This window comes from Pseudoalteromonas tunicata (genome assembly GCF_002310815.1).
GTDB lineage: Bacteria > Pseudomonadota > Gammaproteobacteria > Enterobacterales > Alteromonadaceae > Pseudoalteromonas > Pseudoalteromonas tunicata.
In genome coordinates this window covers 712547-731989 of sequence record NZ_CP011033.1, presented here as the reverse complement: position 1 = coordinate 731989, position 19443 = coordinate 712547, and the positions used below count along the sequence as shown (strand labels likewise).

The 19443-nt window shown below is 38.7% G+C and carries 17 protein-coding genes; 1 reads left to right on the top strand and 16 read right to left on the bottom strand.

Annotated elements, in window-relative coordinates; genetic code table 11:
- Positions 1-14: 14 nt before the first annotated feature.
- The gene (gene dnaK, locus PTUN_RS20585) at positions 15-1937 is read right to left on the bottom strand and encodes a molecular chaperone DnaK (protein WP_009836775.1); all 1923 of its coding nucleotides are present in this window, start codon (positions 1935-1937) and stop codon (positions 15-17) included.
- 253 nt (positions 1938-2190) lie between these two features.
- Here dnaK and PTUN_RS20580 point away from each other — a divergent pair, with 253 nt between their 5' ends.
- Positions 2191-2985, top strand: a complete 795-nt coding sequence (locus PTUN_RS20580; protein ID WP_009836777.1) for a thioesterase family protein — start codon at positions 2191-2193, stop codon at positions 2983-2985.
- Between the two features lie 49 nt (positions 2986-3034).
- Here PTUN_RS20580 and PTUN_RS20575 read toward each other — a convergent pair whose 3' ends face one another.
- From PTUN_RS20575 to PTUN_RS20505, 15 genes are all read right to left on the bottom strand, one after another.
- Positions 3035-6076 carry a M6 family metalloprotease domain-containing protein gene (locus PTUN_RS20575; RefSeq protein WP_009836778.1) on the bottom strand — a complete coding sequence of 1014 codons (3042 nt, stop codon included), beginning with the start codon at positions 6074-6076 and terminating at the stop codon, positions 3035-3037.
- Positions 6077-6173: 97 nt separating this feature from the next.
- Positions 6174-6917, bottom strand: coding sequence for a substrate-binding periplasmic protein (locus tag PTUN_RS20570; protein WP_009836779.1), 744 nt, complete (start codon positions 6915-6917; stop codon positions 6174-6176).
- Between the two features lie 133 nt (positions 6918-7050).
- Positions 7051-8580, bottom strand: coding sequence for a methyl-accepting chemotaxis protein (locus tag PTUN_RS20565; protein WP_009836780.1), 1530 nt, complete (start codon positions 8578-8580; stop codon positions 7051-7053).
- Between the two features lie 228 nt (positions 8581-8808).
- Positions 8809-9270: an arginine repressor gene (locus tag PTUN_RS20560; protein WP_009836781.1), complete on the bottom strand. Its 462-nt coding sequence runs from the start codon at positions 9268-9270 to the stop codon at positions 8809-8811.
- Positions 9271-9272: 2 nt separating this feature from the next.
- A complete protein-coding gene (locus tag PTUN_RS20555) occupies positions 9273-10382 on the bottom strand; it encodes an arginase family protein (protein WP_009836782.1) in 1110 nt (369 codons plus the stop codon).
- A gap of 772 nt (positions 10383-11154) precedes the next feature.
- On the bottom strand, positions 11155-11856 hold the full coding sequence (locus tag PTUN_RS20550; RefSeq protein WP_009836783.1) for a hypothetical protein: 702 nt from the start codon (positions 11854-11856) through the stop codon (positions 11155-11157).
- The gene (locus PTUN_RS20545) at positions 11853-12659 is read right to left on the bottom strand and encodes an FTR1 family protein (RefSeq protein ID WP_009836784.1); all 807 of its coding nucleotides are present in this window, start codon (positions 12657-12659) and stop codon (positions 11853-11855) included. The genes PTUN_RS20550 and PTUN_RS20545 overlap by 4 nt, the downstream gene beginning before the upstream one ends.
- Positions 12659-12994 (bottom strand): cupredoxin domain-containing protein, encoded by a 336-nt coding sequence (locus PTUN_RS20540; protein WP_370530622.1) that lies wholly within the window; start codon positions 12992-12994, stop codon positions 12659-12661. The genes PTUN_RS20545 and PTUN_RS20540 overlap by 1 nt, the downstream gene beginning before the upstream one ends.
- A 4-nt stretch (positions 12995-12998) precedes the next feature.
- A complete protein-coding gene (locus PTUN_RS20535; protein ID WP_009836786.1) occupies positions 12999-14336 on the bottom strand; it encodes an ATP-binding protein in 1338 nt (445 codons plus the stop codon).
- Positions 14336-14995 (bottom strand): response regulator, encoded by a 660-nt coding sequence (locus PTUN_RS20530; protein ID WP_009836787.1) that lies wholly within the window; start codon positions 14993-14995, stop codon positions 14336-14338. Before PTUN_RS20530 ends, PTUN_RS20535 begins: the two co-directional genes overlap by 1 nt.
- Positions 14992-15648, bottom strand: coding sequence for a tetratricopeptide repeat protein (locus PTUN_RS20525; protein WP_009836788.1), 657 nt, complete (start codon positions 15646-15648; stop codon positions 14992-14994). Before PTUN_RS20525 ends, PTUN_RS20530 begins: the two co-directional genes overlap by 4 nt.
- Positions 15635-16447: an SDR family oxidoreductase gene (locus PTUN_RS20520; protein WP_009836789.1), complete on the bottom strand. Its 813-nt coding sequence runs from the start codon at positions 16445-16447 to the stop codon at positions 15635-15637. The genes PTUN_RS20525 and PTUN_RS20520 overlap by 14 nt, the downstream gene beginning before the upstream one ends.
- Positions 16447-17148 carry a TenA family transcriptional regulator gene (locus tag PTUN_RS20515; RefSeq protein ID WP_009836790.1) on the bottom strand — a complete coding sequence of 234 codons (702 nt, stop codon included), beginning with the start codon at positions 17146-17148 and terminating at the stop codon, positions 16447-16449. Before PTUN_RS20515 ends, PTUN_RS20520 begins: the two co-directional genes overlap by 1 nt.
- The gene (locus PTUN_RS20510) at positions 17145-18638 is read right to left on the bottom strand and encodes an AMP-binding protein (protein ID WP_009836791.1); all 1494 of its coding nucleotides are present in this window, start codon (positions 18636-18638) and stop codon (positions 17145-17147) included. Before PTUN_RS20510 ends, PTUN_RS20515 begins: the two co-directional genes overlap by 4 nt.
- A complete protein-coding gene (locus PTUN_RS20505) occupies positions 18635-19309 on the bottom strand; it encodes a thermostable hemolysin (protein WP_009836792.1) in 675 nt (224 codons plus the stop codon). The genes PTUN_RS20510 and PTUN_RS20505 overlap by 4 nt, the downstream gene beginning before the upstream one ends.
- Between the last annotated feature and the right edge of the window lie 134 nt (positions 19310-19443).

The window sequence follows — 19443 nt, the reverse complement described above, 5'->3', positions numbered from 1 at the left end:
TGAATAAAAAACGATTATTTATCGTCTTTTACTTCTTCAAACTCAGCATCTACAACATCATCATCTTGTTTGGCTGAAGATTTTTGTTGTTGCTCAGCACCGCCAGCTTGCTGACCTTGTGCTTTAGCTTGAGCAATTTCCATCAGCTTTTGCGATTTTTCCATTAAAGCTTGAGTTTTTGCTTCAATTTCTTCTTTGTTATCGCTCTTAATTGCTGTTTCAAGCTCAACAACTGCTGCTTCAATTACTTCTTTATCTGCTGCAGGTAAGTCATCACCAGCTTCTTCAACTTGTTTACGTGTACCGTGAACAAGTGCATCAGCTTGGTTACGAATGCCCACTAACTCAGCAAACTTTTTATCAGCTTCAGCATTGGCTTCTGCATCACGGATCATCGCTTCAACTTCATCATCTGATAAACCTGAGTTTGCTTGAATGGTAATTTTTTGCTCTTTACCCGTATCTTTATCTTTTGCAGATACATGTAAGATACCATCAGCATCAACATCAAATGTTACTTCAATTTGTGGAGCACCACGTTGCGCAGGACGAATACCTTCAAGGTTGAACTGACCTAGTGATTTGTTATCGCTAGAACGTTTACGTTCACCTTGTAGTACATGGATCGTTACCGCTGATTGATTATCTTCCGCAGTAGAGAAAGTTTGTGACTTTTTCGTTGGGATAGTAGTATTTTTCTCAATCAGAGCAGTCATTACTTGACCCATAGTCTCAATACCAAGTGATAATGGACATACGTCTAGTAATAATACGTCTTTAACCTCACCCGCAAGTACACCACCTTGAACAGCTGCACCCATAGCTACCGCTTCATCAGGGTTAACGTCTTTGCGTGGTTCTTTACCAAAGAAGTCAGCAACTGCTTTTTGCACCATAGGCATACGTGTTTGACCACCCACAAGGATAATGTCATTCACTTCACTTACTGAAAGATCTGCATCTGCAAGTGCTTTTTTAAGTGGCTCAAGTGATTTTAATACTAAATCTTCAACTAAAGACTCAAGCTTAGCGCGTGATAATTTCACGTTCATATGCTTAGGACCTGTTGCATCAGCAGTTACATACGGAAGATTTACTTCTGTAGATTGAGCTGATGACAATTCAATTTTAGCTTTTTCAGCAGCTTCTTTAACACGTTGCATTGCAAGTGGATCATTTTTAAGGTCAATGCCTTGATCTTTCTTGAATTCAGTTACTAAGTAATTGATAACACGGTTATCGAAATCTTCACCACCTAAGTGTGTATCACCGTTTGTAGCAAGTACTTCAAACGTTTGCTCGCCTTCAACATCATCAATTTCAATGATTGAAATATCGAACGTACCACCACCTAAGTCATAAACAGCAACAACATTATCACCTTGCTTACGCTCAATACCATAAGCAAGTGCAGCCGCTGTAGGCTCATTGATAATACGTTTAACTTCAAGACCCGCGATACGACCTGCATCTTTTGTTGCTTGACGTTGTGAATCGTTGAAATAAGCAGGCACTGTGATTACTGCTTCAGTAACCGGCTCACCTAAATAATCTTCTGCTGTTTTCTTCATTTTTTTCAAAACTTCAGCAGAAATTTGTGGCGCGGCACGTTTTTCACCACGCGCTTCTACCCATGCATCACCATTGTCTGCTTTAACAATTTTGAATGGCATGATAGCGATATCACGTTGTACTTCTTCGTCTTCAAAACGACGGCCAATTAAACGTTTAATCGCAAATAATGTATTTTGTGGGTTTGTAACCGCTTGGCGTTTTGCCGGTTGACCTACTAACGTTTCACCATCAGCTGTATATGCGATGATTGATGGAGTTGTACGGTCGCCTTCCGAATTCTCGATTACGCGTGGCTTACCACCTTCTAAAACTGATACACACGAATTCGTCGTACCTAAATCGATTCCAATAATTTTACCCATGAATCTTCTCCTACATCAAAAAACTTTGTTAATTCGGTTGTTGACTAGTTAATAGGGGTGCGTGGGGTTGAATTCAATAGCAGATACTAAATTTTTTTTAAAAAAAGTGCTTTTTTTGCAATTTAATACATTTAAAGTTAAAAAAGGCCCATAAACGATGTTTTATTAAGCTTAATTAGCCCCCTTAAACTGGTCTGACCTTTTTATTTTGTGCTATAACAACACATCTTTTTAGCGTCATAGTGAGAACAACATGCTTTTTGACCAACTTTTATCCCAAGTCGATACTGCCAACGAAAAAACAGCGCTGCAATTTCCTAGTAACTGGTGCCAAGGTCGTACTGCTTTTGGTGGGCTTTCGGCAGCTTTATTATTGCAAGCAGCGAAAAAAAAATTAACCGATAACTTTCGTCTACTCTCTATGAGTACCAATTTTGTTGGCCCTTTGCTGGCTGAACAGGATTTTACAATCGAAATTGAGGTTTTACGCCTAGGAAAAAATTCATGCCAAATCCTAGCTAAAGCGATTCAAAATGAACAAGTGTGTGTTATTGCTCAACTTTGTTTTGCAAAAAATCGAGCCTCGAATTTAGCAGTCAACAATAGCGACATTATATCGCTTGGTAAACCAAATAAAGATCATGTTATTGGTCATCAAACAGGGATCACTCCTGAGTTTTTTCAACACATTGATCTAAACCCGCAGCAAGGTGCAATGCCATTTTCTGGGGCAACAAGTCACAATCTTGGTGGTTGGATGAAATTTAAACATGCTCCCGCTCATTTGTCGCCAAGCCATATCTTAGCACTGACAGATTCATGGCCACCTACCATGCTGCAGATGTTCAAGATGCCCGCTCCAGCCAGTTCTATGTCTTGGTATATTGAATTTTTGGTCGAACCTAAGCTTAATAATGATGCTTGGATTGGTTTTGAAGCCATAACGCATCATAGTTCTGATGGTTATGCGATTGAGGATGCTAAAATTTGGTCTGAAGATGGCCAGTTACTTGCGCTCTCAAGGCAAACCGTCGCTATTTTTGCTTAATGAAAAAAAGGCCCATCTCATTGATGGGCCTTTTATTAATCTTTTATTTTCAGTTTTGCTTTCTGACCAAGTTAAAGCCTAATAAAACTAGCAACATAAGCCATAATGAGCCACCTGATGAACCTTTTTCATTCGTCGGTGGAACAACAACAGGGGGGGCAACATCATCATTACTAATAGTAATTTCTAACTGCTGGTTCTCACCCATTAAATAATCGCTAAACAGCTCTAATTTAAACTTACGATCACTATCCACCACCGTATTATCTTTAATTGATACAGTAATAATTTTAGTCTCTTCACCGGCACTAAATTTTACCACTTGGCTCAGACTTTCAAAATCGGTACCGGCAACAGCGGTGCCATTTAAAGATTCAATTAAAAAAAGCAGTTCATCATCGCTACCATTAAGCCTTTGCACCACAATATCAAAAGTGCCACTGTTTTCAGCTACAGTAAGGTTGCTTTTCTCGAATCTCACCACACCACGGTTTTCATTATCAACCAGCGTCACTTTCACTCGGTTTTGACTAGAAGTATTTTCACCAGACATAACAATATTAAAGTGTCTATCGCCATCTGCCTGCTGATTATCATTAATCGTAATTGCCACCACTTGTTCAAGAGAACCAGCCGCAAATGTAACACTTGATTGAGTTAATGGTTGGAAATCGACCCCCTCTGTAGCACTGATTGACTCAAGTGCTAGTAATACTTCACTGTTGGTACCATCATCAAAGTTTCTTTTTAAGATTACACTCAGCGTAGCGTCTTGTTCATTATGAGCAATCTCAGGTGAGTCAAAACGGACTTTGGCATTAAGTGTATTTGCATCACCGGTAAAATAATCAAGGTAATTGCTCATTACAACTTGTTGTAAACTAGCTGGTATTTCACTAAAACGAGCCGATGATGCAATAATTTTACCCGCACCAATACTGCTTGCAACAGCCACATCCCAACCTAATCCATCAACTTGCCAGATTGACTGTGCATCACTGGCCGTGCTTGCTAAACCAACATATAAAATATAATCATTGGTATATTCAGGTTCGTATTCTAAGCCAAAAACAACACTATTTTCAGCTCCCACTAATTTAGCAGCATCTTGTGACCATTGGCCAGTTCTGCTTATTTTAACATTATTGGTGAATTGTTCAAATCCGCTGCCATTTGCCCGATAAAAATCAAAGTTCTCATAAAACAAATGGCCACCTGCGTTAATATAATCATTAATACGCTGAGCTTGCTCCTCGCTTAATGCATCATTTACTGCAGTATTATCAACAAATACCACCGGCACTTGGCTCGGATTAATAACAGGGAAGTCTTTAACAGAAAAAACCGTTTTGCCATTCTTCACTAAATTTTCAGCCATTAAACTTGCTGAATTACCTTGATTGAGGCTGACAACTAAATGTACTTCAGATGCAGGCAGATTGATCACTTGCATTGCAGTCGCATTTTTAAGGTTATTTTGCGTTAATACCGAAGCGGAAATTTTCAGCTCGCCAAATTCAAGCTGATTACTTTTAATCAATAATTCGTATGGAGCAGAGCTGTCCTCTACCATTAATTGGTCATTAATATAAAACGAAACGGAAGTAATAACTGAGTTTGAAGCTATTTGAGCAGTTAATGTTTGTTCGCTATTTAACACTGAAAAAGGTTCTATTCCAGTTAAGTTAATACTCGGAATATCAGCGATACCGGCTGAAAAACTGACATTTTTACCGGATTTAGTAATTTGTTTAATCTCAACACCAGAGCCTGCTAAGTAACCTTGGCTATTTGGTATTGACGTGGTCGTAAACTCTTTGCCTGGCTGGTAATAATCACCACTATCTGCACCGAAGTTCTTTTCTATTTGCTCCAAACCATCGGCTTCCATTAAACGAATAAGCTTGGTATCAGTAAAACTATTGTCTTTAACAAAACCAAAATCATTAATATCAGCATCCACATGCCAAATAAGCACACCTGATGTTGGCAGAGGTTTATCATTTAAGAGCTGGTCGCGGTTTTGCACTACAAAATATTCTGAAAAAGGCTTATCTATAGTGAGCTCTGGCATAATAATTAATGCATCTTCAGAGCTGCTACTTGGTTGTAAGGTGACCTGTTTTTGCCCTGCGCCTACAACCTGAGGTGTAATCCAACCTAATACAAACTTTGAAAATGCACCATGGTCGCCCCATGTGCCATCCATCATGTCCATACCACCAGTGCCGCCATCAGGCCCAATATCAGGATCGTAATCATAAAAATCAGGTAGGCCTAACCCATGACCTGTTTCATGAATTAAGGTCAATGGATCAAAATCATCTGTTGCATTGTTTGAACTTAACCATTGCCAAGAAAATGCACTTAATTGTTTATTTGACAGTAAAAAATCTGGATCGTACATCGAACTTTGCCAGCCCCACCAAAGTGTTGCCCATTCACCAATCTCTCCGGTCCATACAACCGAAAAATAATCGATATAACCATCATTATCGTTATCATACTGACTAAAATCATGACCTTGATCAGCGTAATAACGCAAAGCTTCTTTAATCATTTCATCCGCATCAGGTCTTTCACTATAACTTGAGCGAGGTTTACTGATGCGATACCAACCAATTACATCACCAGTAATATTGAGCTTATTGTAAGAAGAGCGCTGATAAAACTTGGTTAAGCTTTCATTTGGGTAACGCTCTGCTAAGCCTTCGCCATAAATATGGTTCGTTATTACTTCTTTTGTTTGGTGGTCGGGTGCTGGAGCGTCTGAAAAGTCTAATAAAAGAGTAAAGGTTTTAACTGTGCCCTCTGCTGGTAAACCGCGATGCCAAGGCAAGCGAGTGGTGCTTTGTGCTGAATCAGTGGTCACACCATTCATTTGATTTTTCAGTCTTTGATTACTTTCAATCAGTAAATGAGGCGAAATTTTGAAGTTACCAAACTTTTGCGCATCAGTAATTCGCTGCTCAAGCTGGCCATTTAAACGATATTTTTCAATTTGTTGCTTGGTAGGTGGCTGCATTGCATTAGCAAAAAAACTCAAACTTGCAAATAAACATAAGCCATATTGAATAGCGCGCATTTTCATCCAGATAACTCCTAAAATAGTTATTCAATCATTGCTAATAAAGCTTTGCGATGCAACAAATTTGCAGTTTTACTATTAACTTATATAAATGAACTAGTTACAAATTTGTTGGACTATCAAGCATTGCGCTGTATTCTAATGACTGTTTAAATTGAAGCAAAAAAACATTAAATTTATCTCTGAGTATTTTATCTCTAAACGCCATTGGCCTCGGTGCTTGACCAAAAATAGTGAAAATTGATACTTCGTCTACTCGATGTGTTTTTTTATATTCTTCTAAATAAAAGTTAAACACTCTTTTTTCGATCACAATAACATCAACCCAGCCTTTCATCAGATGGTCAATCTGGGCCATTTGATTAACTACTTCATCGTAGCTCTTCATTTTATTAATTGATAAAGAGAAATCTTTACCCAAAAAACTAGCCGCATTTTGAAAGGCAAAGACACTTAAACCATTAAAGTTAGCAGAAGAACGTAGGTCTAGATTCTTATTTTTTAGTGCTACAGCTACATTTTCGTAATAAAGCACAGGTTCGCTATAATAAATACCTTCAATATTATCTGGCGCGTTAATTGTCATATCCACTTCGCCATTGAGCAATGAGGCAACCATTCGTTTATTCGACATAAATTCAACTTTAAAAGCGCCTAACTGTCCTAAATCAAAAGCACCGCGAATAATTGATAATTGAATGCCTCTTTCATTTGATTCAATTACATAGGGGGGAATATATGCTGTGGTAGCAAGTATAAGTGGCTTTTCAAGCCGTTCAGATGAAGGTTGTTCCGCATATGAACTCAAAGCAAAAACAATAAAAAATCCCAGAATAAAAGGCATAACCTGACTGTCTCATCCGTTGCAATCAGGTTTAAGTACCTGATAATTAATATCGATAAAGTATAGCTTGAGTAAACAGATATACTCCATCGATTCATAAAATCATCAGGATTGATTTAATAAAACAGTGTCATTATGCCTCAAATGAGCGTCTAATTCGTTCAAACTCACGTGCTTGTGATTCAATTTTACTATTTTCAGCTAACAATAATTCTGCTTGTACTAAATTATTTTGTGATAAATCACTAATATTTAAGATATTTTGGCTTATTTCACCTGCAACCATACTTTGTTCTTCTGATGCGGTTGAAATTTGAATCGCTAAATCAGAAATATCGCTGATCGCATCGTACACTGAGTCAATAACTATCTGAGTCTGCTTAGTATCTTCGACACAACTTTCTGCAGATTGCTTTCCTTCAGCCATTACCTTAGACCAAGCAATTAACGTATTTTGGATTTCGGTGATCGAGCTATGTATTTGCTCCGTTGCACTTCGTGTCCGACTCGAAAGAGCGCGTACTTCGTCTGCTACCACTGAAAAACCTCGACCATGATCGCCTGCTCGTGCTGCTTCTATTGCAGCATTAAGAGCAAGTAAATTTGTTTGGTCTGCAATTCCTTGGATTTCTTGCATTATTCCACCAATTTTCTCAGCTTCCTCAGAAAGTTGCTGAGCTGAATTTGCAGACTTTGCAACTTCAACAGCGAGTGCCGATACTTGGCTCATGGTTTTTGTCATCGAGAGCTTTGCGGTATTACAAGACGCTTGTGCAGATTTAGACTTTTCGGCTGTAGTTACCGTATTGCTGGCGACTTCTGTAATTGTGGCGACCATTTCTTCAACCGCACTTGATACTTGATGCAACTGATCCGATTCATCTTGTACCCCTGCAATAGTCGAATTTGCCGCATTGTTTAATAACTCTGTTGCGCTGCGCAATTTAGCGGCATTATCTTCTAATCGACCCAAAATGGTATTTACTTTCGCTTCATTAATTTTGATGTGAAAATCAGCAAAGCTATGGGCGCTGTCACCGCTAAAAATAAATCGAGATACACTGTCATAGCGATGCGCTAATTGATTAAAATAATGCGGGGTTTTAAAAACCTCTTGTTGATAAATGAGATAAAAAATTACAGGTAAGCACAGCATAAGCCAGGGGAGGTGAAAGGCGCTATACACAACTAATGCACTGAGTAATACACACAAGGTATGTTTTTGCATTAAGGTTAATTTAGGTAAACCACTTTTATCTGCCTGCAGATTTGCATACATCTGGGTTGCTGCACGCTTAAAATCTGGCTTTAGTACCGTTCTAACAGATTGAAAACCTGTCAATTTGTTGTTTTCATACATAGGGGTCACAAACGCATCAACCCAGTAGTAACGGCCATCTTTACAACGATTTTTTACCGCACCTCGCCAAGGTTTTTCAGCTTTTAAACAATCCCATAAATCTTTAAAAGCGGCTTTAGGCATATCGGGATGGCGGACAATATTATGATTTTTTCCAATTAATTCATCCGCGGTATAACCTGCTACGCGACAAAAGCCTTCATTGGCATAGGTGATCACACCCCGAGGATCCGTGATTGAAATTAATTGTTCATTGGCATTAAAAACAACTTCTTCATTGATGGTTGTTTGATTACGACGCATAGTAAGCCCTGAAATATGAGAAAAAAGCTAAGCCCCTAAAATAAACTTGTCGTGAAAAACCGTTAATTACGATTATTTGACACGATAATCACTAAAAATGGGCACAACTTGTTGTTAAACAGACGAGTATTCAAGTATGGAAGAGTATTGTGAAAAAAACAATAAGACAAAGGAATGAACCAACCTTCTAACAGATTGATTTATATTTTAAATATCTCTCAGTGTATTTTAGAGGTTAACAGCAAAAATCTGCCTAATTTTTTTAACTAACAAGTCAATACCGTCTATTTTATTTGGCAAAATCATTACGCTGTCATCACCTGCAATCGCGGCTAAAATGTGGAGTTTTTTACTTTGTTTTTCGAGCACTCTAGAGATAATATCTGCAGCACCAGGCAGAGTTTGCACCACAACTAATGCTTCATTGTGGTGCACTTCAATGACAAGCTCCCCCACTTCGGTATCAAGTGTTGGCATCATTAATTCTCGCTGTAAGACATAAACAGCCTGCCCTTGTGCATTTTTAATACTCACGGCGCCTAATTGATTTAGGATCCGTGATATTTGCGGTTGGCTTACATTATCAAAGCCACGTTCAGCCAAATAATAGGAAAGCTCATAATGGCTTCTAACTTGCTCATTTTTGAGTAATTCTTTAATTGTTTGTATTAACGGACTTTGCTTTTTCATAGTTATTTATTCATTGCATCGATTAAAAAGGCTGAAATTTTTGCGCCTTCACGTAGCGTATTATCTGAACTGACTTTTCCTTGTAATGAACTGTCTGTAAATGGTGCAATTTCCATCATATCAGCACCTGTAATTGGAAACTCCTTAGCCAGTTCAGCTAAAATCAGTAATGCTTCGTCTGGTGTCATACCATCGTATTCAGGTGTACCAGTCGCAGAAGCAAAAGAGGCATCGAGTGCATCAATATCAAAACTCACATAAAGCTCATCGACCTTGTCAGCTTTTAGTTGTGTAATCACTTGTGCAACAATTGCGGCAGCACCGCGCTCACGAATTTCATTTGCCCAGTGCTGTTTAATGCCAAATGTCGATTCCCAATGCGCTTTTGGCTTTCCGCTTGAACGAATACCAAATTGAATTAAATACTGTGGTGCAGGTAAATACTCAAGTATGTGAGTGCACCAAGAACCAAAACACAAATCTATTCCCAAGCGTTCTACCAGTAAATCGGTATGCGCATCAAAATGAATAATAGCAGTACGAATGCCGCGCTCACGTTTTGCTTTTAAATATGCTTTAGTTAACGGGTAGCTAATAGAGTGATCGCCACCAATACCAAATATCCCTTTTTCTGGGAATTGATCATAAAAATCATCGCAGATATCTTCGGTGATAGAAAGTGGACTCACTGGATATGCAGCGTCAGTACTCTGATAAAGCGCTTTTTGACAATTTTCAATCGTGGCATCATTTAGATACTTATCGTGCAATAAATGAGGAATGACTCGAATATCGCCCAAATCAAAACTCACCGAATTAGGCTGTTGCTCCATTAGGGTACTGCGCAAAAATAGCGGCCCCCAGTTTGCACCACGTAAAATACCCCCGCCACAATCGGAGCTAATGCCGAGCATCACGGCTTTGTGAGTGCTTTGTGGTAATGTGTCTAAAGAATCAAGCCATAGCGCTTGAATATTGTCAGTTTGGCCAAATAAAGTTTGATGCAAAGCAGCTTTTCGCTCTTGTGCTGTATTGACAGTAAAGACACCATTACCTGGTGGACATAAACATTGTGAAAACTTTGTTTTAACTTCTTGCCAATTACGCTTCATACTTTTCTCCAAATATGCGCATCATTTAAAAATAACGAAACAATTTAATCTGCTCTTCACGACTAATTATGCAAACATAAAACAAATTAATTTTATGCCATGAAAGTTACAAACGGGCTAAACAAGCTTTGTTTATTAATACTTTTAAATAATGCGTTTTAAATTTAAAAATAACTAATTTAATTTAAATCAATTAGTTAATAAAAAGTTTAGACTGAAATTTATCGATTTTATCTTCGACTAAAAACGTCTCTTTTTCGCTAGACCAAGCAATATCGCTTATCACCAGTGAAGTCAAATATGACTTGAACCAATTTTTATTAAAAAGTGGTTTTCTATTCGTAATGCTTGCATAAACTTCTAACTATCCGTTTATTAAAGCAAAAAATATTTATGTTGCAGCTAAAATAACAGTATCGAACACCTATCAATAAACCATGACTCAAATCTGACAAATGACAAAATCCTAGCAATAAGTACACACAAGTTATGTGAAGAGGAAAAAAAAAGACTTGTTTAAACTACATCTAAATAACCTCAATACAGGATAATAAATCTATCTCAGGAACGAGATAAATCACTTAAATATTCCTTTAATTCAATGCGTTGGAAAATATTTTATTAATAATGAGGTTAAATATAAAAAAACACCGTAAGTTCGGTGTTTTTTTATTAAGACGATACGCTTATAACTTATGCAAAACGCAGAGCTACTGTTTTGAACAACCTTAAAATACTGAACAATAAATCTCTTATTCAGAACTTAAACTTATTAAAACTCGTATTCCAATGCAATTCTAAAACTGTGATCTTTACCTTGATGGCCAAGCTCACTGATAAACCCAGCTTCCCACTTTAATTGCTTTAATCCGCTAAAACGTTGTAATCCCATAAAACCAGGCCCAATGCCGATAAAATCCTCCCCCATATAGAGTTCAATTGAGGGTTGAAATTGCGGTAACCAACGATAACGGTATTGCGCTCTAAATTCGGTTTCTATTTCTTCTTGAATGGTTTCACCCCATTCATAAATCAAGAATAAATTCATCGTCAGACTGGTTTGATAAATCTCTTTTTCAAACAATAAACCTGAGGACAACTCCCAGTTATCAACTTGGTGTTGTTTTTCTAATTCAAATAAAGCCCCCCAATCTGCCCAATACTGCCCTTGTTCAACCAATTGCCAACGAACCTCCAATTCATAAGCATGAAGACCATAATCATCACCATGATCCCTTTGGCCGATTAAATAGCCTTCAATTGCAACATTATCGGTTACCGCATAACCATAACCGAGGCGCTGAAATAAAAAATTTGCCTCATCGTTTTGTCTTGATAACAAACGCCATTCGACTTCTTGCTCGTTAGGCATTACATAAGGGTGATAAACTTTATCAACCACCATTCCGTCTGCTAAAGCGATTGAGCTTATATTTAATAGCAAAAGCGAGTAGCACCACCTCAGCACTTTCATTGCAACACCTCTGGACGGGGATCCATTGTTTTTCGCCATAACATCATTACCGGAGTTAAACTAAAGAGTAAATAACACACCACTTCCATTTGCGAAGGGCGCGCTTCATAACCTATCAATGCTTTGAATAGTCGGCCAACCTCTGAATCTTCTTCAATAAATTGGCTCCAATCCCACATAATTTCGGTCGCATTAAAAATATCGATTTGAACAAGTAAATTCATCGCTGGCAGTGCTTGGCCGCTTAAATGCAAACACAGCATAATTAAAATGATTGGTGTCGATTTTCGAGTAACATGGCGTAATAAAAAATAAAATAAAATACTAAAGCTGATGCAAACACCTAAGCCCAAAACGGCACCAATCACCAGCGACTGTAATGCATCTACCTGTGACCAATAACCCACCATATAAATAAAGAAATTACTGCCATTAAGTGCTATCGCAAAAATCCATGACAGGTTTAATAAAACCAAAGCATACAAAGCACCATTACCATGTATCGGCCGAACACTCAGTGCAGCTATACCACAGCTGTAAATTAGCAAACGCAGCACTATCGCACTAAGCTCCAAGCCTGTGTTATCAAATAACTCGCTCAAATCCACACTAAAATAAACATAAACGCCTCCAGCAATAATGCCAAGCAAGGCACTCATGTATACAAACCAAAGGTAAGTGTAAGTAAAACGTTGGGCTAATTGCGTTGTCAAATACCGTTCTGCATAAACCAAATTTATCACTAACAATATAAAAATTGGTAACGCGTCACTCAAGGCGATAATCACAGTATTAAGTAGCATCAAGGTTGCTCCAGTTCAACAGCAACTACAGTACCTTGCGCTGTATTTGGCGCATACTCGCCAAAAAAGTGGTATTCACCCGGTTGCAGCGGGCCGATAAAAATAACCACTTTACGTTTGGCAAAAATAACTTTTTCGCGGTTCAAATCAAAACTATCAAATTCTTCTGGCGTATCATCTTGGTTATGAATAATAAGTTTTACTTTTTTAAATGCAGGAACCTCAATGCGACTTGGATAAAACAAATGGTCTTTTAGGGTTATCTCTACACTATTTTCAGCAAATACAAAGGAGCACATCAATAGTGCTGCCGCCCAAGATAAATATCTGCACAAAAACCTAAACAAACGTTTTTTCCTTAAATTGTATGTCCTGTGTAAATCGTAACGAAATTGCCAAACCACCCCATTCACTTTGGGCTAATGCTATTTTGGCCTGATATAAATCAGCAATATGTTTTACAATGCTGAGCCCTAAGCCACAGCCTATCACTTGTGATTGATGTTGATCACCACCAACACGATAAAATCTATCAAAAATTCGGTCTCGCTCACTGGGTGCGATCCCAGGACCTGAATCTGATACGGTCAACACAATATCATGGGCATCATACTGTAATGTAACACTTATTTTGCCTTGATCAGGAGTATATTTAATCGCATTCCCAATCAGGTTCTGTAATAACGTTTTAAAGGTAAAGGCATCCGCTCGCATTTTGAGGTCTTCACCACTAAAGCTAATTTCATGATCTTTTTCAAGTATCTGCGGATAAAGATCACTCACTACCTCTTGCACTAGCGGTGTCAAAGCAAGCACTGTAAAACTGCGTTTGAATTGATCAGGGTGAGTCCGATTTAATAATAATATTTGCTCAACAATATGAGACATTCGCTCAATACCTGCATCAAGTGCAGCTAAATTATCAGATGAGGGGCCTGTTTGAGCCATCAAATTATGCAATGAAACTTTTAAAATACTGAGCGGTGTGCGCAGTTCATGCGCCGCATCGGACGCAAAATGTTTTTCCCGTAAATACGCGCCCTCTACTCGCTCTAATAAGTGATTTAATGTGTTAACTACTGGGATCAGCTCAATACTTTGGCGGGGTACTTCTATCGCGCACAAGTCATCTGCTTGTTTTGCGTTTAATGTTTCGGTTAATTGCTTTAACGGCTTTAAGCTTTGTTTAACAGTAAAACTTATCAGTAACGCTAAAAAAGGCATGCTAACAATAAGAGGTGTCACGGCTGCTAATGTCATGCTTTCAGCTAATTCAAAACGGTATTTTTGCGGCTGAGCGACTAAAATCCAGCCAAACTCGCTTGGATAACTGTAAGTTCGCCAGCGTTGCCCCGCAAAATTGGCATAATCAAAACCAGCAATAAATTTTGCAATCGGTGTGGTGGCCTGATAAGGGGATAAATTAAGTTTAAGTTGTTCTTGTTGCCACACTTGAATCGCATAATTTGTAAATATACTTGGGTCAATAGCGTTTTGCTCAGCAGCGAGGCTCTTTGAACCTAGTTGAACCATGACAGTTGCAATAGACTCAAGCTCTTGATCAAACAAGGCATCAGCCTGCTTCATACTTGATTTATAACCTTCTATCGCAGCACCAAAACACACTAGTACAATGCTTGATAGAATGATCATCAACAAGTAATTACGAATTGACATTATGCTTTGCCAACAATGTATCCGATACCTCTTACCGTTTTAATAAATCCTTCAGGCAGTTTTTTTCGCAAATGGTGGATATGAACTTCGACCGCGTTACTACTGACCTCTTCACCCCATTGATACAACTTAGTTTCAAGTTGCTCTCGCGATTGTATTCGACCTGGATGCTCCATTAACGCCTTTAGTACCATGTATTCTTTACGGGGCAATTCAAGTCCAGTACCCGCTGAAACAACCGTGTTCGCAGCTAAATTAAGTGCAACATCACCCACTTCTAACGTAGAGCTTGCAAATTTGCCGATGCGCCGCGTCATTACCCGCAAACGAGCGAGCAATTCCGTCACTTCAAAGGGTTTAGCTAAATAATCATCGGCTCCTAAATCAAGCCCTTTTATTTTATCATCGGTGCCATCACGTGCAGTTAATACCAGCACAGGCAGTGTTGCATATTTTTTTCTAACTTGTTTGAGTAATGCCAAACCATCCATATCAGGCAAGCCTAAATCTAAGATGATCAAATCAGCTTCTGCCATATCAATAGCAAACAAGGCTGATTTAGCTGTAGCACAGTGATCAGCACTGTACCCTTCATGGCGCAAAGTGTGTAATAAGCCTTGCGCAAGTAATTGATCATCTTCGACTATCAGTACTCTCATTTTTTCTTCTTAAGTTTTTTCTCTACTTTATCTAACAATTGAGCAATTTCATGTTGACGATATTGGTCCGCTAACGGACGATCAACCCGAGGAGCTGCATTATGAGCAATTTCAAGATATTTTTTAGCATCTGAGTATTGTTTATCATCATAAAGGTATTGTCCATAAAAGTAATTAGGATCAATGCCTTTTGGATTTATCGTCAGTGCTTTTTTGAGTAGATCCTCGGCTTTTTTATCATCACCGAAACCAAGAGGCCAACCAGGGACCTTACTGTATAACGTACCTAAACTAGTGTAAGCAGAGCCATCAAGCGCATTTGGATTAATACTAAGTGCAGTTTCGAGTGCTGATTTTGCCTCTTTTGCTAAACCGAGTGCACTAATACCACCCTTTGCTCCCGCAAAACTTGATTTAATAATGCCAAGCCAAATATACCCTTCAGCTTTATCGGCATAAGTCTTTTGATATTGTTCGATGTCGCTTATCAGCCCCTCAAACGCTTGCTCTTGTGCTTTATCTGCTAATTGATAATTCACTTTTGCCCATTGATGCTGTAATGCTAACAACTCATCCTCCATCGCTGCGTGTGAATTTGATGCAAACAAAACAAGCAGACAACCGGCTAATGTTAATTTTTTATAGAATTTCATGTTGGGCACCTTTATTTGTTTGTTTCATTACTTGTTTCATAATGACTAGTTTTTTTGAAATAGCGTTATCAACTAAGCTTGGAAAAATACCATTAAGCTTGGCAAAAAATCGCTCAGGAAAACCAATAACAGTGCGTGCAATTCTGCTATTGAGTTGTTTTACTAGTTGTTTTGCCACTAGCTCAGGGCTATCCATGTGATTGCCAAGAGCAGTATTCATAGCCCGTTCCAGCACACCATTAATTTGGGTATCGGTTGCCCTTGGCGCAAGATAAAGCACATCAATCGGTTTATCACTGAGTTCTCTTTTAAGCGCTTCAGTAAACCCACGTAGACCAAACTTACTCGCGCAATAACTCGCATAATATGGAAAACCAATACTGCCAAACGCACTGCCAACATTAACAATTGTTGCACTGTCTTTTTGTGATAATTGTGCCAAAAACGCTTGAGTTAATAACATCGGTACCAATAGATTCATTTCAAGAGTTTTTGAGATATCAACCGCACTTTGATGATCAAAACTGGCCATTTGATTCACGCCGGCATTGTTAATAAGTACCGAAGCACCACCTAACTTTTGCGCTTTATGTACCAAAGCATCTCGCCCTTCTATCGTTGCTAAATCGGCCGTAATATAGCTATGTTGATTACCCAAACTTTTAGAAAGTTGTGCCAGTTTTAGTTCATTGCGGCCCACCAATAACAAACGATAACCTTGATCATGAAGTGCTGCAGCCATTGCTTGGCCAATGCCACCGCTTGCGCCAGTCAATACACATAAAGGTGATTTTGACATCATAATGACACCTCACAATCAGCATTGACCTGTTTAGTTGCAGTTAAACCGTGAAGCGGGTCTAAGCTTCGAAACATATCACCATATAAATGATAAAAGGCATTTGCACTTTTAATGATCAGTTGTTGCTCAGATGGGTCTGTAATTTTATCCATTAAACTAATAAAGAACTTAACGTGATCTTGATCTAATGCACCATGGGAACGTAAATAGCTAAATGCTTTATTTGGAAGCTGAAGACGGTTTTGCACCTGCGCAGCGGCGTTATCGGCTAATGCGATACTGGTGCCTTCAAGCACATGCACCATGCCAAAAAAGCACAGCGGATTAATTCTGCTCACACAATCATACGCATACGATACCATTAATTCGGTCGCAAATAATGGCGTTGACTTACGTGCTTGTTCTTTATCATAACCACAAGCTGCAATATCGTTTAATACCCATTCTTGATGGCCAAGTTCTTCTTCAATATATTCTGCAACTTCATTTCGCAGCCATTCTTTGGATTCTGGTAATCGACTTCCAACAGCCATTAATAAAGGTGTTGTATGCTTAACATGATGATAAGCCTGCTGTAAAAAGGCGACATAATCATCAATGCTAAATTGACCTGCAAAACAACGTTGAATAATCGGTGCTTGTAGAAGATATTGCTGCGACTGCTGTGTTTTTTGTACTAGTGTTTGATAAAAACTCATAATGACTCCAAAGCAGAACCAACAGGTTCAGCACATTGTGATTTAGATGCATAAAGGGCGTTAACTTGGGCCGCAAAATGCGTAGCAATTTCTGTTCTTTTTGGTCGGTTGTTTGCGGTATAAAGATTATCGATTTGACTCATTGGTGCATTGAGTACTTCATACGCCCGTACTTTTGCGTAATCGGGTAATTGTGCATTAACTTTATTGATGGCAGCACTCAGATTGGCCTCATCCATTGGTTTAATTGGTACAAGCAAAGCAATACAGAATGGTCTTTCTTCACCTAATACAACCGCTTGGTAAAAAAGGCCGGTCGCTTGCAATAAGCTTTCAGGCCATTCGGGGGCGATATTGCGACCAAAGCTTGAAATAATCAGATTTTTTTTACGACCATTGATAATTAAAAAGTCGTCGTTAATAACAGCTAAATCTCCCGTTTTGAACTCTCGCGCAAACCAAGAATCGGGATCGTTTTGGTATCCCAAGTGGCAATTGCCACAGACAACTAATTCACCATCAACTTCATATACTTGACAATGAGGCAGCACTTTACCTGCACTGGCATGATTACAATCCAAAGGCGTATTTAGGCTCACCACCGAGCCACACTCCGAAAGTCCATAGCCTTGATAAACAGGTAAACCTAATCTGTGGGCTTCTTCTAATAAATCACACGCGACTTTTGCACCACCAACAGCGATAAATTTCAACGATGTCGGTGTAGTCCAACCTGCCTTGATTGCATTGACCAATAACAGCAACAGTTCAGGTACTAAAATTAAAGAGTTCGGTTCAGCACGGCTAATATTCATCAAGAGTTTATTTGGCTCAACCAGCTTAGTACCGTTAAAACCTAATGCTTCAAGGGATACAAGCGTCACAGTGCCACCAGCCAATAAGGGCGCATACACCCCTGCGATATTTTCTAACAAAACCGAAAGGGGTAATAAACAAAGGTGTTTTGGCGCTTTTAAAGCGATAGCATCAACTAATGAGTGAGCCACTACTGTCTGATTTTCAACAGATAAGCACACCCCTTTTGGTAAACCGGTAGAGCCAGAAGTAAAGGTGACTTTTTGGGTACCATTAGGTCGCATGCCAAAGTCTGATTGCATTAATTGTGCGATAAATAAAGTGCGGCCAAAGCCAACAAACACCTCACTACCGACAGCCGAAATATCATTATTAATCTGCTCACTGATAAAACAATCGACCGCTGAGCTCTCAATTAAATGTTTAATTTGGCTTTCAGTAAAAAATAAAGGCACTGAGATAATTGTGATATTCGCTTGTTGCGCAGCTAAATCAAACAAAATCCATTCAATGCAATTATCGATATGTAGTGCCAGAGTTTGCACGTTTAAATGAGTTAATAAGCGGCTCCTTACATGTACGGCTTCTATCAGTTGTTCGTAACTTAATTGACATTCACCATCGTCTAACGCAATGCGAGTTTCAAATTGGCTTATCGAATCTATCAAGCTCATAATTGAGTCACCTCTGGCAATAACTGAGCAATTTCATCGGTATATTTTTGCATCATTTTGTAATGGAATGGATTGACCTCAATTAACTGCACTACTTTTTGCAAATCTAATACACACACTTGTGGTTTATGTTGATAATAACTGCCCCATAATGCTGCTTTTTCACCTAAAGCATCTGATGTCGCATCACCAAGAACCAAAAATGGTACTGTGTATTTAGTCAATATTGCTCGTACTTTTTCAGTGCCGCTAAAACATAAATAACGAAATTTTGCTTGATATAAGGCGACCGCCACAACCATAAACAGTGGGACTGTGGCATGGTGACTTAACGAAAATAAGTTGCCAAGCTCAGCAATATGCGAACGGCTCACGACTTCGTCATTGCCAAGCGCAAGTTCTATAGGCTGCGTTAAATATTGTTCAATAAAAAGCGCTTTACTTGCCTTACCAAGCCCTAATGCCGCGCCTTTATTATTGCCAGCATCAAAATGCAGTAATAAAGGTAAAAATGATTCAAGCGTGGCACCATAGGCATCAAAAAAACCACCCTCTATAAACTTCTCGATTGCAGTGCGTGGCATTTGATCACCAAACGCAGATACGAGCCGAGTCGCCAAAGGGCTTGAAACAGCAAAAGATAATGAAGATTGAGCAATGAGTGAGTTCATAATAAGTACCTCTTTTTCTATAACAAAAGAGTATTCAGAACAGCTTAAGTGAAACTTAAGCAAATAAAAATTTGTTTGATAAAAGCAAAAATTAAATTTAATACATTGAAAAATATGTATTTATTTATTAAAAA

What these genes read in the sequence shown, in the direction of transcription:
- PTUN_RS20575 (WP_009836778.1), bottom strand. Translation starts at nt 6,076, where the DNA reads ATGAAAATGCGCGCTATTCAATATGGCTTATGTTTATTTGCAAGTTTG.
- PTUN_RS20535 (WP_009836786.1), bottom strand. Translation starts at nt 14,336, where the DNA reads ATGTCAATTCGTAATTACTTGTTGATGATCATTCTATCAAGCATTGTA.
- PTUN_RS20570 (WP_009836779.1), bottom strand. Translation starts at nt 6,917, where the DNA reads ATGCCTTTTATTCTGGGATTTTTTATTGTTTTTGCTTTGAGTTCATAT.
- PTUN_RS20580 (WP_009836777.1), top strand. Translation starts at nt 2,191, where the DNA reads ATGCTTTTTGACCAACTTTTATCCCAAGTCGATACTGCCAACGAAAAA.
- PTUN_RS20505 (WP_009836792.1), bottom strand. Translation starts at nt 19,309, where the DNA reads ATGAACTCACTCATTGCTCAATCTTCATTATCTTTTGCTGTTTCAAGC.
- PTUN_RS20520 (WP_009836789.1), bottom strand. Translation starts at nt 16,447, where the DNA reads ATGTCAAAATCACCTTTATGTGTATTGACTGGCGCAAGCGGTGGCATT.
- PTUN_RS20555 (WP_009836782.1), bottom strand. Translation starts at nt 10,382, where the DNA reads ATGAAGCGTAATTGGCAAGAAGTTAAAACAAAGTTTTCACAATGTTTA.
- PTUN_RS20560 (WP_009836781.1), bottom strand. Translation starts at nt 9,270, where the DNA reads ATGAAAAAGCAAAGTCCGTTAATACAAACAATTAAAGAATTACTCAAA.
- PTUN_RS20530 (WP_009836787.1), bottom strand. Translation starts at nt 14,995, where the DNA reads ATGAGAGTACTGATAGTCGAAGATGATCAATTACTTGCGCAAGGCTTA.
- PTUN_RS20565 (WP_009836780.1), bottom strand. Translation starts at nt 8,580, where the DNA reads ATGCGTCGTAATCAAACAACCATCAATGAAGAAGTTGTTTTTAATGCC.
- dnaK (WP_009836775.1), bottom strand. Translation starts at nt 1,937, where the DNA reads ATGGGTAAAATTATTGGAATCGATTTAGGTACGACGAATTCGTGTGTA.
- PTUN_RS20545 (WP_009836784.1), bottom strand. Translation starts at nt 12,659, where the DNA reads ATGCTACTTAATACTGTGATTATCGCCTTGAGTGACGCGTTACCAATT.
- PTUN_RS20525 (WP_009836788.1), bottom strand. Translation starts at nt 15,648, where the DNA reads ATGAAATTCTATAAAAAATTAACATTAGCCGGTTGTCTGCTTGTTTTG.
- PTUN_RS20515 (WP_009836790.1), bottom strand. Translation starts at nt 17,148, where the DNA reads ATGAGTTTTTATCAAACACTAGTACAAAAAACACAGCAGTCGCAGCAA.
- PTUN_RS20510 (WP_009836791.1), bottom strand. Translation starts at nt 18,638, where the DNA reads ATGAGCTTGATAGATTCGATAAGCCAATTTGAAACTCGCATTGCGTTA.
- PTUN_RS20550 (WP_009836783.1), bottom strand. Translation starts at nt 11,856, where the DNA reads ATGAAAGTGCTGAGGTGGTGCTACTCGCTTTTGCTATTAAATATAAGC.